A 13,523-nucleotide genomic window follows, 5' to 3' on the forward strand; every position below is an offset into this window, starting at 1 on the left:
CCGGATGCCGGTGCCGCGCCGGCCCGTCGAGGACCGATCGGACGCTCCACCGACTGTGCTCCGGCCACCCAGGCCGGTCACACCGGCGTCGACCGCGCCACCGGCGGTGCCGGTGGCCACCGCCGCTCCGGCCGGCACGCCGCCAGCTCGGCCGGAGACCGTCGCCGCCCAGCCGGACGCCGGGACCCCGCTGCCGCCGGCACCGCTTCCGGCGCCGGTCGACCGGTCGTCGGACGACGCGGCACCCGTTGCTGCTGCCACGCCGCGCACCGAGCCGATGTCGCCCTCAGCCGCCGCGCCTGCCGAGCTGGAGGCCGCGCCGGACCAGCCGACCGCCGCGACCGGGAGTCGTCCCTTCGGAGTTCTGCTCCGGCCCTGGTCGGTGTCGCTGCTGCTGGTCGGGCTGGTGGCGGTCACCGCGATCACGCTCGGCAGCCGGCTGCCCGACGATCGCGCCGAGGGCCCGACGCCCCCGCCCGGGGACGGCGAGATCGTGATCACCGCGGGTCCGGGTTACGGGCCGCCGCTGCCGCCCGGGAGTGGCCCGCCCGCCGCAGCGCCCACCTCGTCGGCGTCGGGCCCGTCGGCCCCGTCGGCGTCCGCGCCACCCGTTCCGGCGCCGCCCGCACCGGCATCGCCCGCGACGACCCGCGCCCCCGCCAGCAGCGCCGCGAATCCCCCCGGCGGTTCGGCGCCGAAGACCAACGGCGCCGTCTCCGGCCTGGCGAACCCCTCGGGCAGAAACCTGGCGTTGCGCCGCCCGGCGACCGCCTCCAGTGCCGAGAAGGCCTGGTGGAACGCCTCGTACGCGGTCGACGGCGACGCGACGACCCGTTGGGGCAGCGTGTTCGCCGATCCTCAGTGGATCTCCGTCGATCTCGGCGAGGTGTATGCGATCACGACCGTGACGCTGAACTGGGAGCACGCCTACGCCACCGCCTACCACGTCGACGTCTCGGTCGACGGCGCCTCCTGGAAGAGGATCTTCGCCACGACGGCGGGGGCGGCTGGCCCGGTGCTCATCCCGGCTGACAAGGCGGCCGCGCGGTTCGTCCGTGTCACGGGCACCGAGCGCGTCAACCAGTACGGCTACTCACTCTGGGAGTTCGGGGTCTCCTGACGACACGTGCGCCCGCCTCGATCAGGCCGGGTCACCGACGTCGCCGCGATCGAGGGGTGACCAGGCCGGACCCACGCTGACGCTCGTCGATGTTGCCAGCGCGCATCCAGACGTGTTGGAATGGGCTCATATCGCCGCAGCGCGGGGGCAACCGTGCTGAGAACGGCCAGCACGGGAGCAGCGCAGTGCCGGCAGCGCGCCGCCTTGGCGGGCGCTCGCCCGCCGTATCGCCGGGCCATCGCCATGACGACGGGCGTCCTGCCGGGCAGGCATCCGCGCCCACCGTACGTATCTGCCAGCGCACAGACCCGGCGACGAGGTGAGAAGCAATCATGGTTTCCCGAGAGAGTTTCGCGGGTTGGTACCGGCACCGCCTGGTGTGGGTGGCGGTGATCCTGCTGGCGGTGTCGGCCGGCGCGGTCGTACTCGTCAACCGGGACGACCCGGAGACGAAGCCGGCGGATCTGCAGACGCAGATCATGGCCCGGATGCGGACCACGCTCGAACAGGCGGACCCGGGGCAGCACAACCACGCCGGGCACAATGCCCAGCAGGCGGCCGCCGCGGAGAAGCCGGCGGTGATCTGCGGGGTCCGCGTCTACGGCTACGAGCCGACCGAGGTCACCGCGCTCGCCGACGTACGCACGGTCTACGGCTTCCACCTCTGCGGAGTCGCGGAGCGGGGGCGCCCCTGGGACGTGGCGGTCAAGCTGGCCGGTCCCGTGATCATGGACATGTCCAAGGAGCCGCCGGGCATCCAGGTCGTCGAGGCGACCGCGGAGGTCATGTTCACCGACCGGGTGAAGCAGATGTTCCCGGCCAAGTACGCGGAGTTGGCGCTCAAGGAGGCGCTTGCCGAGTCGGAGATGGCCGACCAGCGCCGCCGGTACGACGCCGCGGCCGGGCTCTGACCAGGCCAGGTGGCCATACCCGGACCTCGGGCGTCACTCGCGGACACCTATCGCGACGACGGGCCGCGACCGCATGGCGACCCGAGTCGAGATCATGATGGCGGCCGAGCCGAGCAGCGCGGCGACCGCGACGATTCCCAGGTAGACGAGCGGCGGAACGGACGGGATCGGCATCCTGGTCAGCGCGAGGCTCGTGCCGACCACCGACGGGGTGGCGGCCAGGCTTCCGATGAGGACTGCCGCCACCACGATGATCCTCGTCTCGCCGCGCATCATCGCGAACACCTGGCGGCGGGTGGCCCCGACCAGTTGGAGCAGCGCGAACTCGCGAAAGCGTGCGGCGGTCGCCATCACCAGGGTGTTCACCACGGCGATCGCGAGGTAGCCGAGCAGGACCGCGTTGAGGATCAGACCCGTGGCCGACTCGCCGGCGACCGCGGCGCTCTGCGCGGCGATGAACGACTCACGGTCGTTCACCCGAACGGTCGGGAGGTGCTGGACGGCGGCGCGCAACGCGTCGCCGAGCGCCCCGACGTCGGTGCCCGCGGACGCCGCGACGAGCATCGCGAAGTCTAGGCGGTCGGTGGTGTGCTCCAGGACAAGGTCGTGCGGCAGCGTGACGTCACCAAGGCCGAGCCCCCTGTCGTACCGCGCCACCACAGTGGGTCTGATCGGCGTGCCGTCACCGAGGCGGAGGTCGACGGTGTCGCCGAGTGCGGCGCCGAGGGTGTCCGCCGCCATCCGGCTCAACGCCACCGTGTCGCCCCGTAGGTTCGCGACATCGCCGTCGAGCACGTCGAGATCCATCGTCTCGGCGAGCCGGTCACCGATCACCCCCTGAGCCGCGTAGGTCCTGATCTGGGAGCTGCCCACCGGTCCGAAAACCGCAAGCGTCCGCGTGCGGACGACGGGGGTCACCGTCGAGACACCGGAAACCCCCCGGAGTACGTCCGCGACCTCGGGCGACACGCCGGCGGACGTGGACGTGACCGTGTAGTCCGCGCGTAGTCCGTCGGTGGCCTGGTCCTGGGCGGCCGCGCTCGCGGTCGTTCCGCTGAAGAGTTGCCCGGCGGCCAGGGTGATGCCCATGATCAGGGGAGTGGTCGCCGCGGCGAGTCGCCGCGAGTTGGCGTGCGCGTTCGCGGTCGCGAGGAACCCACTGACGCCCGACCGGCGGTTCAACCAGGGTCCTAGCACGCTGACGGCGCCCTGGAGCAACCGCGGCCCCAGCAGCGCGACGGCGAAGATGAGCAGGAACGCGGAGAAGGCCGCACTCTCCGCGGCCCCCTCGCCGGGCAGCGCCAGCGGCAGCACGAACGCCATGGCGAGACCGGCGGGGACCAGCAGCACGCCGACGGTCAATCGGATCCACCCGAGTGTGGGTGGTTCCACCGCGGCCTCGCCGAGCGCGTCCACCGGCCTGAGCCTGGCCGCGCGCCGGGCGGCTATCCAGCCGCCCAGACGAGCGCCGACCAGGCACAGCACCACTGCCCCGAGCACCGGCAGCGGGCTGATCGACAGCTCGAAGTCGTCGGGTACCGCGCCGACCAGGATGAACGCTTCGCGGAGGAGGAGGCTCAGGCCGATGCCGGGAATCACCCCGAGCACCGCCCCCAGCGTGCCCACCACGATGGTCTCGGCGGAGATCATGCCGAGCACCTGCTTCGGGGTCGCGCCGACAGCCCGCAACAGCGCCAGCTCCCGCAGCCGCTGCCGGACGGACAGGGCGAGCGTGCTCGCCACGACGACCATGATGACCAGGACCATGCTGCCGCCGAACGCCAGGGACAGCTCGCTGATGAACGAACGCGTGTTGCCGATGTCGAGGAACTCGGCCTCGCTCCGGTCCCGGTGGGCGTAGACGACCACGTCGGCGAGGGCCGCCTCGATGGCGCTCGCCAACCCGTCGGCACTGACACCCGGTGCGGCCAGCACACCTATCGCGTCCACCCGATCCGGTTGGCCGGTCAGTTCCCGGGCCCGGTCGTCGGTGAAGAACACGGCGGACTGCCGGGCGAGTCGACCTCCGGGTGGACCAGCGATGCCCACCACCCGGTACGTCGACGTGTTCGAGCCGACCGCGAGTCGCACCGACGCGCCGACGGTGACGCCGGCCCGCTCGGCCAACGCGGAGTCCAGCACCACGTCGTTCGGCCCGGTCGGGGCCCGCCCGGCGGTCGTGACGAACGGTCCGAGCGCCGCCGACTGCCAGCCATGCCCGAGCGTGGGAGTACCGGCCGGCCCGGCGAGCACCTCGGCGTCCGCCGTCACGAGGCTGACCGGGACGGTGACGTCGGCGATCGCCTCCCGCACGCCAGGCAGTCGCGCGACGTCGCCGACCAGGTCGGCCGGTAGAGTGGCCCGCTCGCCGAACCGGGGATCCACGTCGTCGGCCACCGGCAGCGCCTGCCTGGCGCCCACCACCAGGTCGGCAGCCTGGTAACGCTCGGGCGGCACGCCCGAGCGCTCGCTGCTCTCCAGCAGGATCCCGCAGGCCGTGATCACCGCCGAACCGCACAGCACCGCGACGAATGCCGCCACGAACCCGCCCTTGCGCCCCCTGATCGTGCTCCAGGCCAGCGCCAGCACGCGCTTCGACAGCACCCGGCGACTCACGGCTCTCCCAGGTGGGTCATCCGCTCGGCGATCTGCTCGACGGACGGTCGGGCCATCTCGCCGGCCAACCGGCCGTCGGCGAGGAACAGCACGGTGTCGGCCTGCGCGGCCGCCACCGGGTCGTGCGTCACCATCAGCACCGTCTGCCCCAGGTCGTCGACGATCTTCCGGAGCAGTGCCAGGACCTGCCGGCCGGTACGGCTGTCCAGCGCACCCGTCGGCTCGTCGGCGCACACCAGGTCGGGCCGGTTGATGAGCGCCCTGGCGATCGCCACCCGCTGTTGCTGGCCACCGGAGAGCTGGCTCGGGCGCCGGTCGTGCTGCTGGGTGAGCCCGACCGCGGCGAGGACATCCGTGAGTCGTTCGGGATCGACAGACCTCTCGGCCAACCGGACGGGCAACGTGACGTTGTCCGCCACGGTCAGCGCACCGAGCAGGTTGTACGCCTGGAAGACGAACCCGATCCGGTCCCGGCGCAGCTCGGTCAACCCGGTCTCGGAGAGGCCGGACAGGTCCGTGTCACCCAGCACGACCCGGCCCGACGTCGGGCGGTCCAGACCGGCCGCGCAGTTCAGAAACGTGCTCTTGCCGGACCCGGACGGGCCCATGACGGCGGTGAACGTGCCGCGCGGGAACCCGGCCGTGACCCCGTCGAGAGCGCGTACCTCGTTCCTCCCCGACCCGTAGACCTTCGACACCGAGTGCAGTCGCACGGCGCACGGTGGCGTCGTGGACATCGGCATCGCGTCCGGCGGCCGCGACCCGGTCGTGGTGGCCTCGACCAGCGCGCCGCGCCGTCTCGATGGGTTCCTGCTGTCGCACCTCATTCGTCCGACGCTAGGGTCCGCGGTATCGGATACCGATACCCTGTACCACCGGATGCGAGGTACAGCTGGCTGTAGTGCCGCGGGCGGTGGCCACCGGGCAGACTCGCCGTCGTGTCGGGAACGCGAGGGGACGCCACCCCGAGCAGAAGGGGCATCCGGTGACGTCGGCTCGACGATGGGCGCAGGTGTGGCGGGCCGGGGTCTACCTCCTGGGATCGCTGGCCACCGGGATCGCCACGCTGCTCGCGCTGCCGCTGCTGTGGCATCCGAGGCTCGCCCGACGGTGGGCGAACTGGCACCGGGACCGCGCCGGGCGACTGCTCGGGACGCCGTTGACGTCCCGCCCGCCCCTGCGCGCGAGGGGACGCCAGGCGTGGACCGATCCGGCCACGCCCCGCGACCTGCTCTGGCTGCCGGTGAACGTCACCACCGGAGTGGCGCTCGGCCTGTTCGCGCTGCTGTGCGTGGGCAACCTCCTGACCGCGGCGGTCGCCACACCACTGTGGTGGGCGTTCGCGCCGGAGAGTCGACCACGGCTGTTCGTCGACATTCCGGTGACCGACTGGGCGGCGGCCCTCACCCTCGGTCCGCTGCAGATCCTGCTGCTCGCCGCGCTGGCGTACCTGGCGTTCGTGCCGATCGCCCGCGCGCACGCCCGGCTCTGCCTGGTGGTGCTGTCGCACTCGGCAGCCGAACAGCTCGCCGACCGGGTCGCCGTGCTGACCCGTACCCGGGCGGACGTGCTCGACGCGCACGGCGCGGAGCTGCGCCGCATCGAGCGCGACCTGCACGACGGCACCCAGGCGCGGCTGGTGGCCATCGCGATGCGGCTGGCCGTGGCCCGGCGGGCGCTGTCCGACAGTCCCCGGGACGAACAGTTCCTGGAAGGACTTCTCCGCGACGCGCACGAGGGAACCGAGGAGGCGATGACCGAACTCCGCGACGTGATCCGAACCGTCTACCCGCCGATCCTCGCCGACCGCGGTCTCACCGGCGCACTGACCGCCGTGACGGCCCGCTGTGGCGTGCCGACCCGGCTGGACGTCGACAACCTCGAAACGGTACCGGCGGCGGTGGAGTCCGTCGTCTACTTCGCCGTCGCCGAGGCACTCACGAACGTCGCCAAACACAGCCGGGCGACCACGGCCGGCGTACGGGTGCGCCGCACGGCGGACCTGTTGTCGGTGGTTGTCACCGACAATGGTGCCGGCGGCGCCGACGATCAGTTGGGCACCGGTCTGGCCGGCATCCGGCGTCGGGTGCTCGCGCTCGACGGCACCGTCGACGTCGACAGTCCGGCCGGCGGGCCGACGACGATCACCATGGAGCTGCCGTGCGGGTCGTGATCGCCGAAGACAACGTGCTGCTGGCCAGCGGACTGGAACTGCTGCTCACCAGCGTGGGGTTCGACATCGTCGCGATCGCGGGCGACGCCACCGGCTTCCTCACCGCTGTCCGGGACCACCGGCCCGACGTCACAATCGTCGACGTCCGGCTGCCGCCGTCATTTCGCGACGAGGGCATCCGAGCCGCCCTGCAGGCCCGACGGGAGCACCCCGGCCTGCCGGTCCTGGTGCTGTCGCAGTACGTCGAGCAGCAGTACGCCGCCGAACTCCTCTCCACCACCGGTGGCGGCGTCGGCTACCTCCTCAAGGACCGCGTCAGCCGGGTGGACGAGTTCGTCGACGCCCTGCGCCGAGTAGCCGCCGGTGGCACCGCCATGGACACCGAGGTCATCGCCCAACTCCTCGTCAACCGCAGCGACCCGATCGCCGTCCTCACCCCCCGCGAACGCGAGGTCCTCGCGCTGATGGCGCAGGGGCACGACAACAACACAATCGCCGGCCGGCTCGTCATCACCGACAACGCCGTGCACAAGCACATCGGCAACATCTTCCACAAACTCGGCCTCGCCGTCACCGACAGCGGCCATCGCCGCGTCCTCGCCGTCCTCGCCTACCTCAACGGCGCGGGCCACACCGACGGCGACTGAGGCTCTCCGCGCGAAGACCTCTCCACGGCTCGACGGCGCATCTCCTGAACGCGGCGCTACCGCTCGAGGTGGAGCGTGCCGGCGATGCGGTCCACCGCCTGCTTCGCCTCGACCAGGCTCGCGCCGGTCTGGTTGCGGTAGGCGCGAACGGCGTGAATCGTCCGGCCGCCCTCCAGGTGCCGGACGACCTCCGGGTCCACGGGCTCGGCGATGCCGAGGTGATCCATGATCAGATCGAGCTTCCGCTGCACGGCCGCGAGTTGGGTCGCCGAGCGGCGCCTCTCCTGGGACATCGCCCCGACCGCGATTCCCACCGACCCGATCGCGGCGATGACGAGAAACGTTGACACCCACGGATCCATCCGCACATCCAATCACCGCCGCGCAAGCGAGGGCACCACCGAGTCGGCACCGTCCGCAGCACTGTCGACCGCCATCGGCGTGCGCGGGGCCGGGCCGGATGTATCCGCGTCGGCGGCGGCGCGACGTGTTGCGGCGCCGAGGCGGCGATACGGTCCCCAGCCGCGTGCGCGGCCATCTCGAACGCGGTCCGGTCGGTGTCGGTCAGCCTGAACGCCTGGGCCAGCAGCCGAACGGTGCCGGAGCCCGGCGCCGCGACCTGGCCGGATTCGATGTAGCGGATGTGGCGCACGCTCAGGCCGGCCTTCTCGGCCAGTTCCTGGGTGATCAACAATCTGGTGCGGTGCCTGCGGACGACGTCGCCGAACACTCGGGCCCTCGGACGCGTCAGGCGGCGCCCCCAAGTGCGCCCGCATCAATGAACATGCTAGTAACCCCCCGTGGTCATCGGGAGACAGTATCGAGCTGGTTCTGTCGATCACTAGACTGCGGTGGCCGGACGGGCGGACCGGTCAACGATCACGAAAGCGCGAGGACCATGGCCAGCAACGGGATCGTCGTGCTCTCCGGCCCTCCGTGCTCGGGCAAGACCACGGCGCGAAAGGTTCTGGCGCGGCAACGGGCCACTCCAGGCCGGGTCCACCTGGAGGTCGACAGCCTGTTCGCGCTGCTGTTCCCCGACTCCGATCGCAATCGTGACGACCGCATGCACGCGTACGCCGGCGCGCACCTCCTGGCCCGCATGCTTGTCGACGGTGGAGAGACAGTGGTCCTGGAGTGCACCTACGCGCGCCGTGACCAGCGCGCCAGTCTCCGGGAAGCGTTTGTCGGCTCCGCCGCGCCACTGTGGGTCGTCGAGTTTCTCGTGACTCCCGACGAGGCCGTGCGTCGGTTCCGGGAGCGTCACCAAGCCACGGATCTCGACGAGACGCTCGTCCGCGAGCGGGCGGAGGCGTTCCCCTACTTCGACGGAGCCCTCCGCGTGGAGTCGTCCTCGGAGGCCCCGGAGGAGCACGCACAGCGCATCATCACCTGGCTGCGACAGGGCCCTCGACCGGTGGACCGGGACGCGTGGGTCCGGTCCGGAAGAGCCTGGAACTGAGGGCCCGGTCGTGGTCAGCCCAACGAGAGAGTCACGTCGTCGACGTCGAAGGCGGTGACGCCGTTGCCGGCGGTCTCGCTGGCGAGGAAGCTGACCGTCGCGGTGCGATCGGTCGTCGCCGTCCCGGTCGACATCCCGTACTGCCGCCACGGCGACCCGCCGTCGAAGGCCAGCGAGAACCTCGTCTTCGGGGGTACCCCGGTGACGGCCAACCCGACATTCAGGTAGTCGCCGCGGCTGGTCTCCGTGGTGGTGGTGCGGACCCAGAAGCGGACCGTCAGGTCGCAGCCGGCCGGCACGGTGGCTGTGGTGCGCAGCAGGTCGCCACGCGTCACGTCCAGTCCCGCGAAGGTGGCGTACGCGTTACCGGCGTGCGCGGGCCGGGCCGGGTCGCCGAACACGACGATGCGGGGGCCGGCGGTCCAGCCGGTGGTGCCGTGCTCGAAGCCCGGGTTCGGGTGGATCTGCCCGGCGCAGGGCGCGTCGGCCGCATGTTGGACGGGGGACGCGCCGCCCGTGACCAGGAGCAGCAGAGCCGCGGCCGAGGCGGTGGTGACGAGGGCCTTCATCAGTTCTCCTCATGGCAAGACATTCGGGACGGTCGATATCATCTGACCATGCGTGCTGCCCGTCCGCGCGTCAAGGCCTTGGTGGTGTCGGCTCTGCTGCTGGCGGCCGGACGTCGTCCGGGCCGGTGCGACTCCCGGTGGTCGGGCATGCTGTGCGGATGCGACAGGTCACCGTGCTCGGTAGTTGCGGTGCCTTTCCCGAGCCGGGCCGTGCCTGTAGCGGGTTCGCGATGGAATGGGGCGGCTACCGCCTGGTCCTCGACCTGGGCTACGCCACGCTGCCGCGGCTGCTCGGGCACTGGCCGGATGGCGCCGTCGACGCCGTCGTCATCACCCACGAGCATCCCGATCACTGCATTGACCTGCACGGGCTGTTCCGGATGCGGTTGTACGGTGACGTCGCTGGACCACGGCTGCCGTTGTACTGCCCACCCGGAGTGCTCGACCGGCTCGGCGGCCTGGAGCCGGACGCCGACCTACGGGCGGTCTTCGACGTGCATCCGCTGCCCGGCGCCTACCGGGTGGGACCGTTCGACCTGACCGGGCTGTCGCTCCCGCACTACGTGCCGAACGTGGGCATCCGACTACAGGCGGACGGGATGGCCCTGGCCTACTCCGGGGACACCGGCCCGACCCCCGTGCTGGCCGATCTCGGTCGCGACGCCGACCTGTTCATCGTCGAGGCCACCGACCATGCCGGCGAGACCAACCAGCCGACACGCAATCTGATGACCTCCACCGAGGCCGGTCACTGGGCGCGCCGGGCGGGCGCCCGCCGACTGATGCTCACCCACTTCTGGCCGGGCAATGACCGGGCCGCCGCCGTGGCAGCCGCACAGCTGGAGTTCGACGGTGCGGTGCTCGCGGCCGAAGAGGGCCTCGCCGTCCGGCTCGGGACAGCAGATCGCTGATCACCCCGCCCGCCGTGACGCGCACCGTCAACGGCGGCCGGCGTCACCGCTTTACGGGTGGGCCGCGCCCGATCTGCTGCTGGCCCGCTGAGGTAGTGTCGGGCCAGCTCAGCGGGCCGTGGCAGGTCGGGCAGAGGCTGCCTGCGGCACCTCGGGCCGCGTGACCGGAGGAGTCGATGCCCAGATGACGGCAGAGCGGTCTTTGCCCACCCAGGACGAGGTGCTCGGATACTTCGACACGCTGTCGAACTGGGGGCGGTGGGGCGACGACGACGAGCGCGGGACGTTGAACCACGTCACCGACGACGTCCGGCTGGCGGCGGCCCAGGCCGTTCGCCATGGCAGGAGCGTGTCGTGCGCGTGGGAGATCGCCGTACCGGAGGACATGGAGCGGGCGACGACGACGTGCCCGTGTGCCGCCGACATGCCCGGTGCCGAGAACATCCCGGTGCCCGCGTTCCACGCCGACCGGCGCTGGGGTTTCTCGACCGAGCGGCTCGGCATCACGTTCCACGGCAACACCCTCACCCACATCGATTCGCCGTGCCACCTCTTCTGGGACGGCGCGATGTACAACGGGCGGTCGCACTCGTTCGTCGACGCCGCGACCGGATCGGCGTGGGCGGCCGTCACGGCGGCGGCGGACGGGATCATCACCCGAGGTGTCCTGCTGGACGTCGCGGCGGTCCGCGACGTGCCGTGCTTGGAGCCGGGGGAGGGTGTGTTTCCCGACGATCTGGAGAAGGCCGAGCGACGCCAGGGTGTGCGGGTGCGACCCGGCGACGCGGTGCTCCTGCGGACCGGCTTTGGTCGTCGCCGGCACGAGACCGGCGCGGCCATCGGTCTCACGCAGGCCGGCTGGCATGCGTCCTGCCTGCCGTGGCTGCAGGAACGGCAGGTCGCGCTGATCGGCGCGGACACCCCCCAGGACGTTCAGCCGTCGGGGTACGAGGACGTGTTGATGCCGGTCCACGCCGTGAGCCTCGTCGCGATGGGTCTGTGGCTGCTCGACAACTGCGACCTGGAGGCGTGCGCCGCGACGGCGGCTGAGCTGGGCCAGTGGGACTTCCAGCTCGCCGTCGCGCCGATCCGCTTCGCCGGCACGTCCGGCAGCCCGGTCAACCCGATCGCCACCTTCTGAGCGACGGTCGGCCCGGGGCCGTACATCTCCGGCATGGGCCGCGAGGACCAGCGTAGCGACACCAGTCGATATTGCTGGATCGGCCGCGGGTGTGCTGGAATGGCTGGCATCGCCGCAGCACGGGGGCAACCGTGCTGGAAAACGGGCAGCACGGGAGCAGCGCGGTGTCGACGTGGAGCCACGTCGGCAGACGCCGCCGCATCGCCGGGCCACTTCCACGGTATTCCGGCTCCACCCACACGGGTGGGGCCCAACATCATGGAGGATGACCATGCGCCGTTTCCTCGCGGTGTGCACCGCCGCCCTGATCCTCGGCACCACGGCCGGCAGCATTCCGGCCGCCGCGTCCGGTGCCTCCTCGCGCTCGTGCACCCGTGGCCTGCTCTTCTGCGAAGACTTCGAGCGGTTGCCGCACGGCGGTGCCAGCTCGTTGGACTGGGGCATCGACACGCGCAACGGCACGCTCACCGTCGAGCGTGCCCGCCACGGCAACCAGGTGCTGCGTGTCCACACGGTGGACAACGGGCGCGCATTCCTGCGCGTCGACGACTTCGCCGCGCCGGGCAACCGCTTCTACGGCCGGATGCGGCTGCGCGTCGACGCCTTCCCCACCGCGCCCGACTGGGCGCACTTCACACTCGTTGAGGCGACCGGCAGCGGTAGCCCGGAGGTCGTCCGTCCGGTCGGCGGCCAGTACGCGCCCACGGTCCCCGGGATCTTCTGGGGTGTGGGCGCCGACGGCGGCCCGACCGGCGACTGGACCAACTGGCGGGAGTCCGCCCCGGTCACCGAGGACACCTGGCAGTGCTTCGAGTGGAAACTCGACCCGACCGACAACCGCGTCACGGTGTGGATCGACGGTGTGGCGAACCCGGACCTGACCGCTTCCACGACCGAGCACGGCGGCAACGACGTGCCGTTCATCCTGCCGACGGTGAACACGGTGAAGATCGGCTGGCAGCTCTACCAGGGCGGCACCACACCGGGGGAGTTCGACCTCTGGATCGACGACATCGCGCTCTCCACCAGGAGGCTCGGCTGCTGATCCCGTTCGCACGTGTCACGGCGGCCCGTCACCGGGCCGCCGTGACCGGCCCCGCCGGTGGGCGACACCGGCCGGCGGCACGGACGCGAAGCGTCAGCCAGGTTTGACGCTGGCGAGGTGGACGAGCAGGTGCACCAGCCGGTAGGCCTCGGCGATGTCGGCGGCGCGGAAGGCGACCGTCCGGCCGCCGGCCAGGCGGCTCACACCCGGCACCAGGAGCGCGAGGTCGACCATGTACGGGCCGTACAGGTCGACCTCGACGTCCACCGGCCCGGTCAGCTTCGGCGCGGGGATCGACGCGCGGCGGGTGACCGCGTCGGCGGCAGCGCGGCGCAGCCGCTCCCGCGCCTCCTGCGGGTGCAGCGCCACCGCGGCGGCCTGACCCAGGGTCTGCTTGACGGCGACGGTGACCGCCGAGGGTGCCAGCTCGCTGAATTCGGCGCAGGCGGTGTCGTCCCCACTGAGCAGTACGACAGGCACGCCCAGGTGTCCCGCCATGGCGGCGTTGAGGCCGATCTCGCCCAGTGACCGTCCGGCCACTCGCACGTCGAGGATGGCGTCACTGATGGTGTGCGCCAGCACGGCGGGCCCGGCGCCGGCCCGAGCGTGATAGCCGATGAACAGGACAGCGTCGGTCTGCTCGTCCAGCCCGGCGAGCATGCCCAGCGGACGGGGTTTGCCCCGGACCAGGTGAGCGCGCCTGTCGAGGTCCTCCGGCAGGAGGTTCCGGAACGTGCCGTGTGCGTCGGCGACCCACACCACGGCCGCGGGTTCGGCGTCGAAGACACCGGCGATCGCCGCGTTCGCCTCGGCCGTCATCAAGGCCCGGCCGCGCTCGTAGTCGTACCGATCCGGATTCGTCTCGCTGGAGTGCACGATCCCCGAGATGCCCTCCAGGTCCACCGAGATCAGTGCCTTCATGGTTCTG

At 71.7% G+C, this 13,523-nt stretch carries 13 protein-coding genes and 1 pseudogene; 8 read left to right on the forward strand and 6 right to left on the reverse strand.

All coding sequences use genetic code 11. The features are described from left to right. Positions 1 to 4: 4 nt before the first annotated feature. Together ACPXBU_RS01430 and ACPXBU_RS01435 are read left to right on the forward strand one after the other, a co-directional pair. On the forward strand, positions 5 to 1,120 hold the full coding sequence (locus ACPXBU_RS01430; RefSeq protein ID WP_425755789.1) for a discoidin domain-containing protein: 1,116 nt from the start codon (positions 5 to 7) through the stop codon (positions 1,118 to 1,120). A 332-nt stretch (positions 1,121 to 1,452) separates the two neighbouring features. Beyond that, positions 1,453 to 2,031, forward strand: coding sequence for a hypothetical protein (locus ACPXBU_RS01435; RefSeq protein WP_425755791.1), 579 nt, complete (start codon positions 1,453 to 1,455; stop codon positions 2,029 to 2,031). Between the two features lie 33 nt (positions 2,032 to 2,064). Here the strand turns inward: ACPXBU_RS01435 and ACPXBU_RS01440 are convergent, their stop codons facing one another. Continuing rightward, positions 2,065 to 4,647 carry an FtsX-like permease family protein gene (locus tag ACPXBU_RS01440; RefSeq protein ID WP_425755792.1) on the reverse strand — a complete coding sequence of 861 codons (2,583 nt, stop codon included), beginning with the start codon at positions 4,645 to 4,647 and terminating at the stop codon, positions 2,065 to 2,067. Beyond that, positions 4,644 to 5,390, reverse strand: coding sequence for an ABC transporter ATP-binding protein (locus tag ACPXBU_RS01445; protein ID WP_425756673.1), 747 nt, complete (start codon positions 5,388 to 5,390; stop codon positions 4,644 to 4,646). Before ACPXBU_RS01445 ends, ACPXBU_RS01440 begins: the two co-directional genes overlap by 4 nt. Before the next feature lie 242 nt (positions 5,391 to 5,632). Here ACPXBU_RS01445 and ACPXBU_RS01450 point away from each other — a divergent pair, with 242 nt between their 5' ends. Both ACPXBU_RS01450 and ACPXBU_RS01455 read left to right on the forward strand, forming a co-directional pair. Beyond that, the gene (locus ACPXBU_RS01450) at positions 5,633 to 6,820 is read left to right on the forward strand and encodes a histidine kinase (RefSeq protein ID WP_425755794.1); all 1,188 of its coding nucleotides are present in this window, start codon (positions 5,633 to 5,635) and stop codon (positions 6,818 to 6,820) included. Next, on the forward strand, positions 6,808 to 7,467 hold the full coding sequence (locus ACPXBU_RS01455; protein ID WP_425755795.1) for a response regulator: 660 nt from the start codon (positions 6,808 to 6,810) through the stop codon (positions 7,465 to 7,467). Before ACPXBU_RS01450 ends, ACPXBU_RS01455 begins: the two co-directional genes overlap by 13 nt. Positions 7,468 to 7,523: 56 nt before the next feature. Here the strand turns inward: ACPXBU_RS01455 and ACPXBU_RS01460 are convergent, their stop codons facing one another. Further along, on the reverse strand, positions 7,524 to 7,817 hold the full coding sequence (locus ACPXBU_RS01460) for a hypothetical protein (RefSeq protein ID WP_425756717.1): 294 nt from the start codon (positions 7,815 to 7,817) through the stop codon (positions 7,524 to 7,526). A gap of 206 nt (positions 7,818 to 8,023) precedes the next feature. Next, positions 8,024 to 8,197, reverse strand: a pseudogene (locus tag ACPXBU_RS01465) (helix-turn-helix domain-containing protein); the annotation flags it as partial. Between the two features lie 168 nt (positions 8,198 to 8,365). Between ACPXBU_RS01465 and ACPXBU_RS01470 the strand changes: the two are divergent. Further along, entirely contained in the window at positions 8,366 to 8,929 is a 564-nt protein-coding gene (locus ACPXBU_RS01470; protein ID WP_393368397.1) for an AAA family ATPase, read from the forward strand. A gap of 14 nt (positions 8,930 to 8,943) precedes the next feature. Here the strand turns inward: ACPXBU_RS01470 and ACPXBU_RS01475 are convergent, their stop codons facing one another. Further along, complete coding sequence (locus ACPXBU_RS01475; protein ID WP_393368399.1) at positions 8,944 to 9,498, reverse strand: hypothetical protein; 555 nt, start codon at positions 9,496 to 9,498, stop codon at positions 8,944 to 8,946. A gap of 158 nt (positions 9,499 to 9,656) precedes the next feature. Between ACPXBU_RS01475 and ACPXBU_RS01480 the strand changes: the two genes are divergently transcribed. From ACPXBU_RS01480 to ACPXBU_RS01490, 3 genes are all read left to right on the forward strand, one after another. Next, positions 9,657 to 10,409, forward strand: coding sequence for an MBL fold metallo-hydrolase (locus ACPXBU_RS01480; RefSeq protein ID WP_393368401.1), 753 nt, complete (start codon positions 9,657 to 9,659; stop codon positions 10,407 to 10,409). Between the two features lie 184 nt (positions 10,410 to 10,593). Continuing rightward, entirely contained in the window at positions 10,594 to 11,550 is a 957-nt protein-coding gene (locus tag ACPXBU_RS01485) for a cyclase family protein (RefSeq protein WP_425755798.1), read from the forward strand. Positions 11,551 to 11,815: 265 nt separating this feature from the next. Continuing rightward, positions 11,816 to 12,595 (forward strand): hypothetical protein, encoded by a 780-nt coding sequence (locus ACPXBU_RS01490; RefSeq protein WP_393368413.1) that lies wholly within the window; start codon positions 11,816 to 11,818, stop codon positions 12,593 to 12,595. A gap of 93 nt (positions 12,596 to 12,688) precedes the next feature. Here the strand turns inward: ACPXBU_RS01490 and ACPXBU_RS01495 are convergent, their stop codons facing one another. Further along, positions 12,689 to 13,516, reverse strand: coding sequence for a M55 family metallopeptidase (locus ACPXBU_RS01495; RefSeq protein ID WP_425755800.1), 828 nt, complete (start codon positions 13,514 to 13,516; stop codon positions 12,689 to 12,691). Positions 13,517 to 13,523: the final 7 nt, after the last annotated feature.

This window comes from Micromonospora sp. DT231 (genome assembly GCF_049847025.1).
Taxonomy (GTDB): domain Bacteria; phylum Actinomycetota; class Actinomycetes; order Mycobacteriales; family Micromonosporaceae; genus Micromonospora.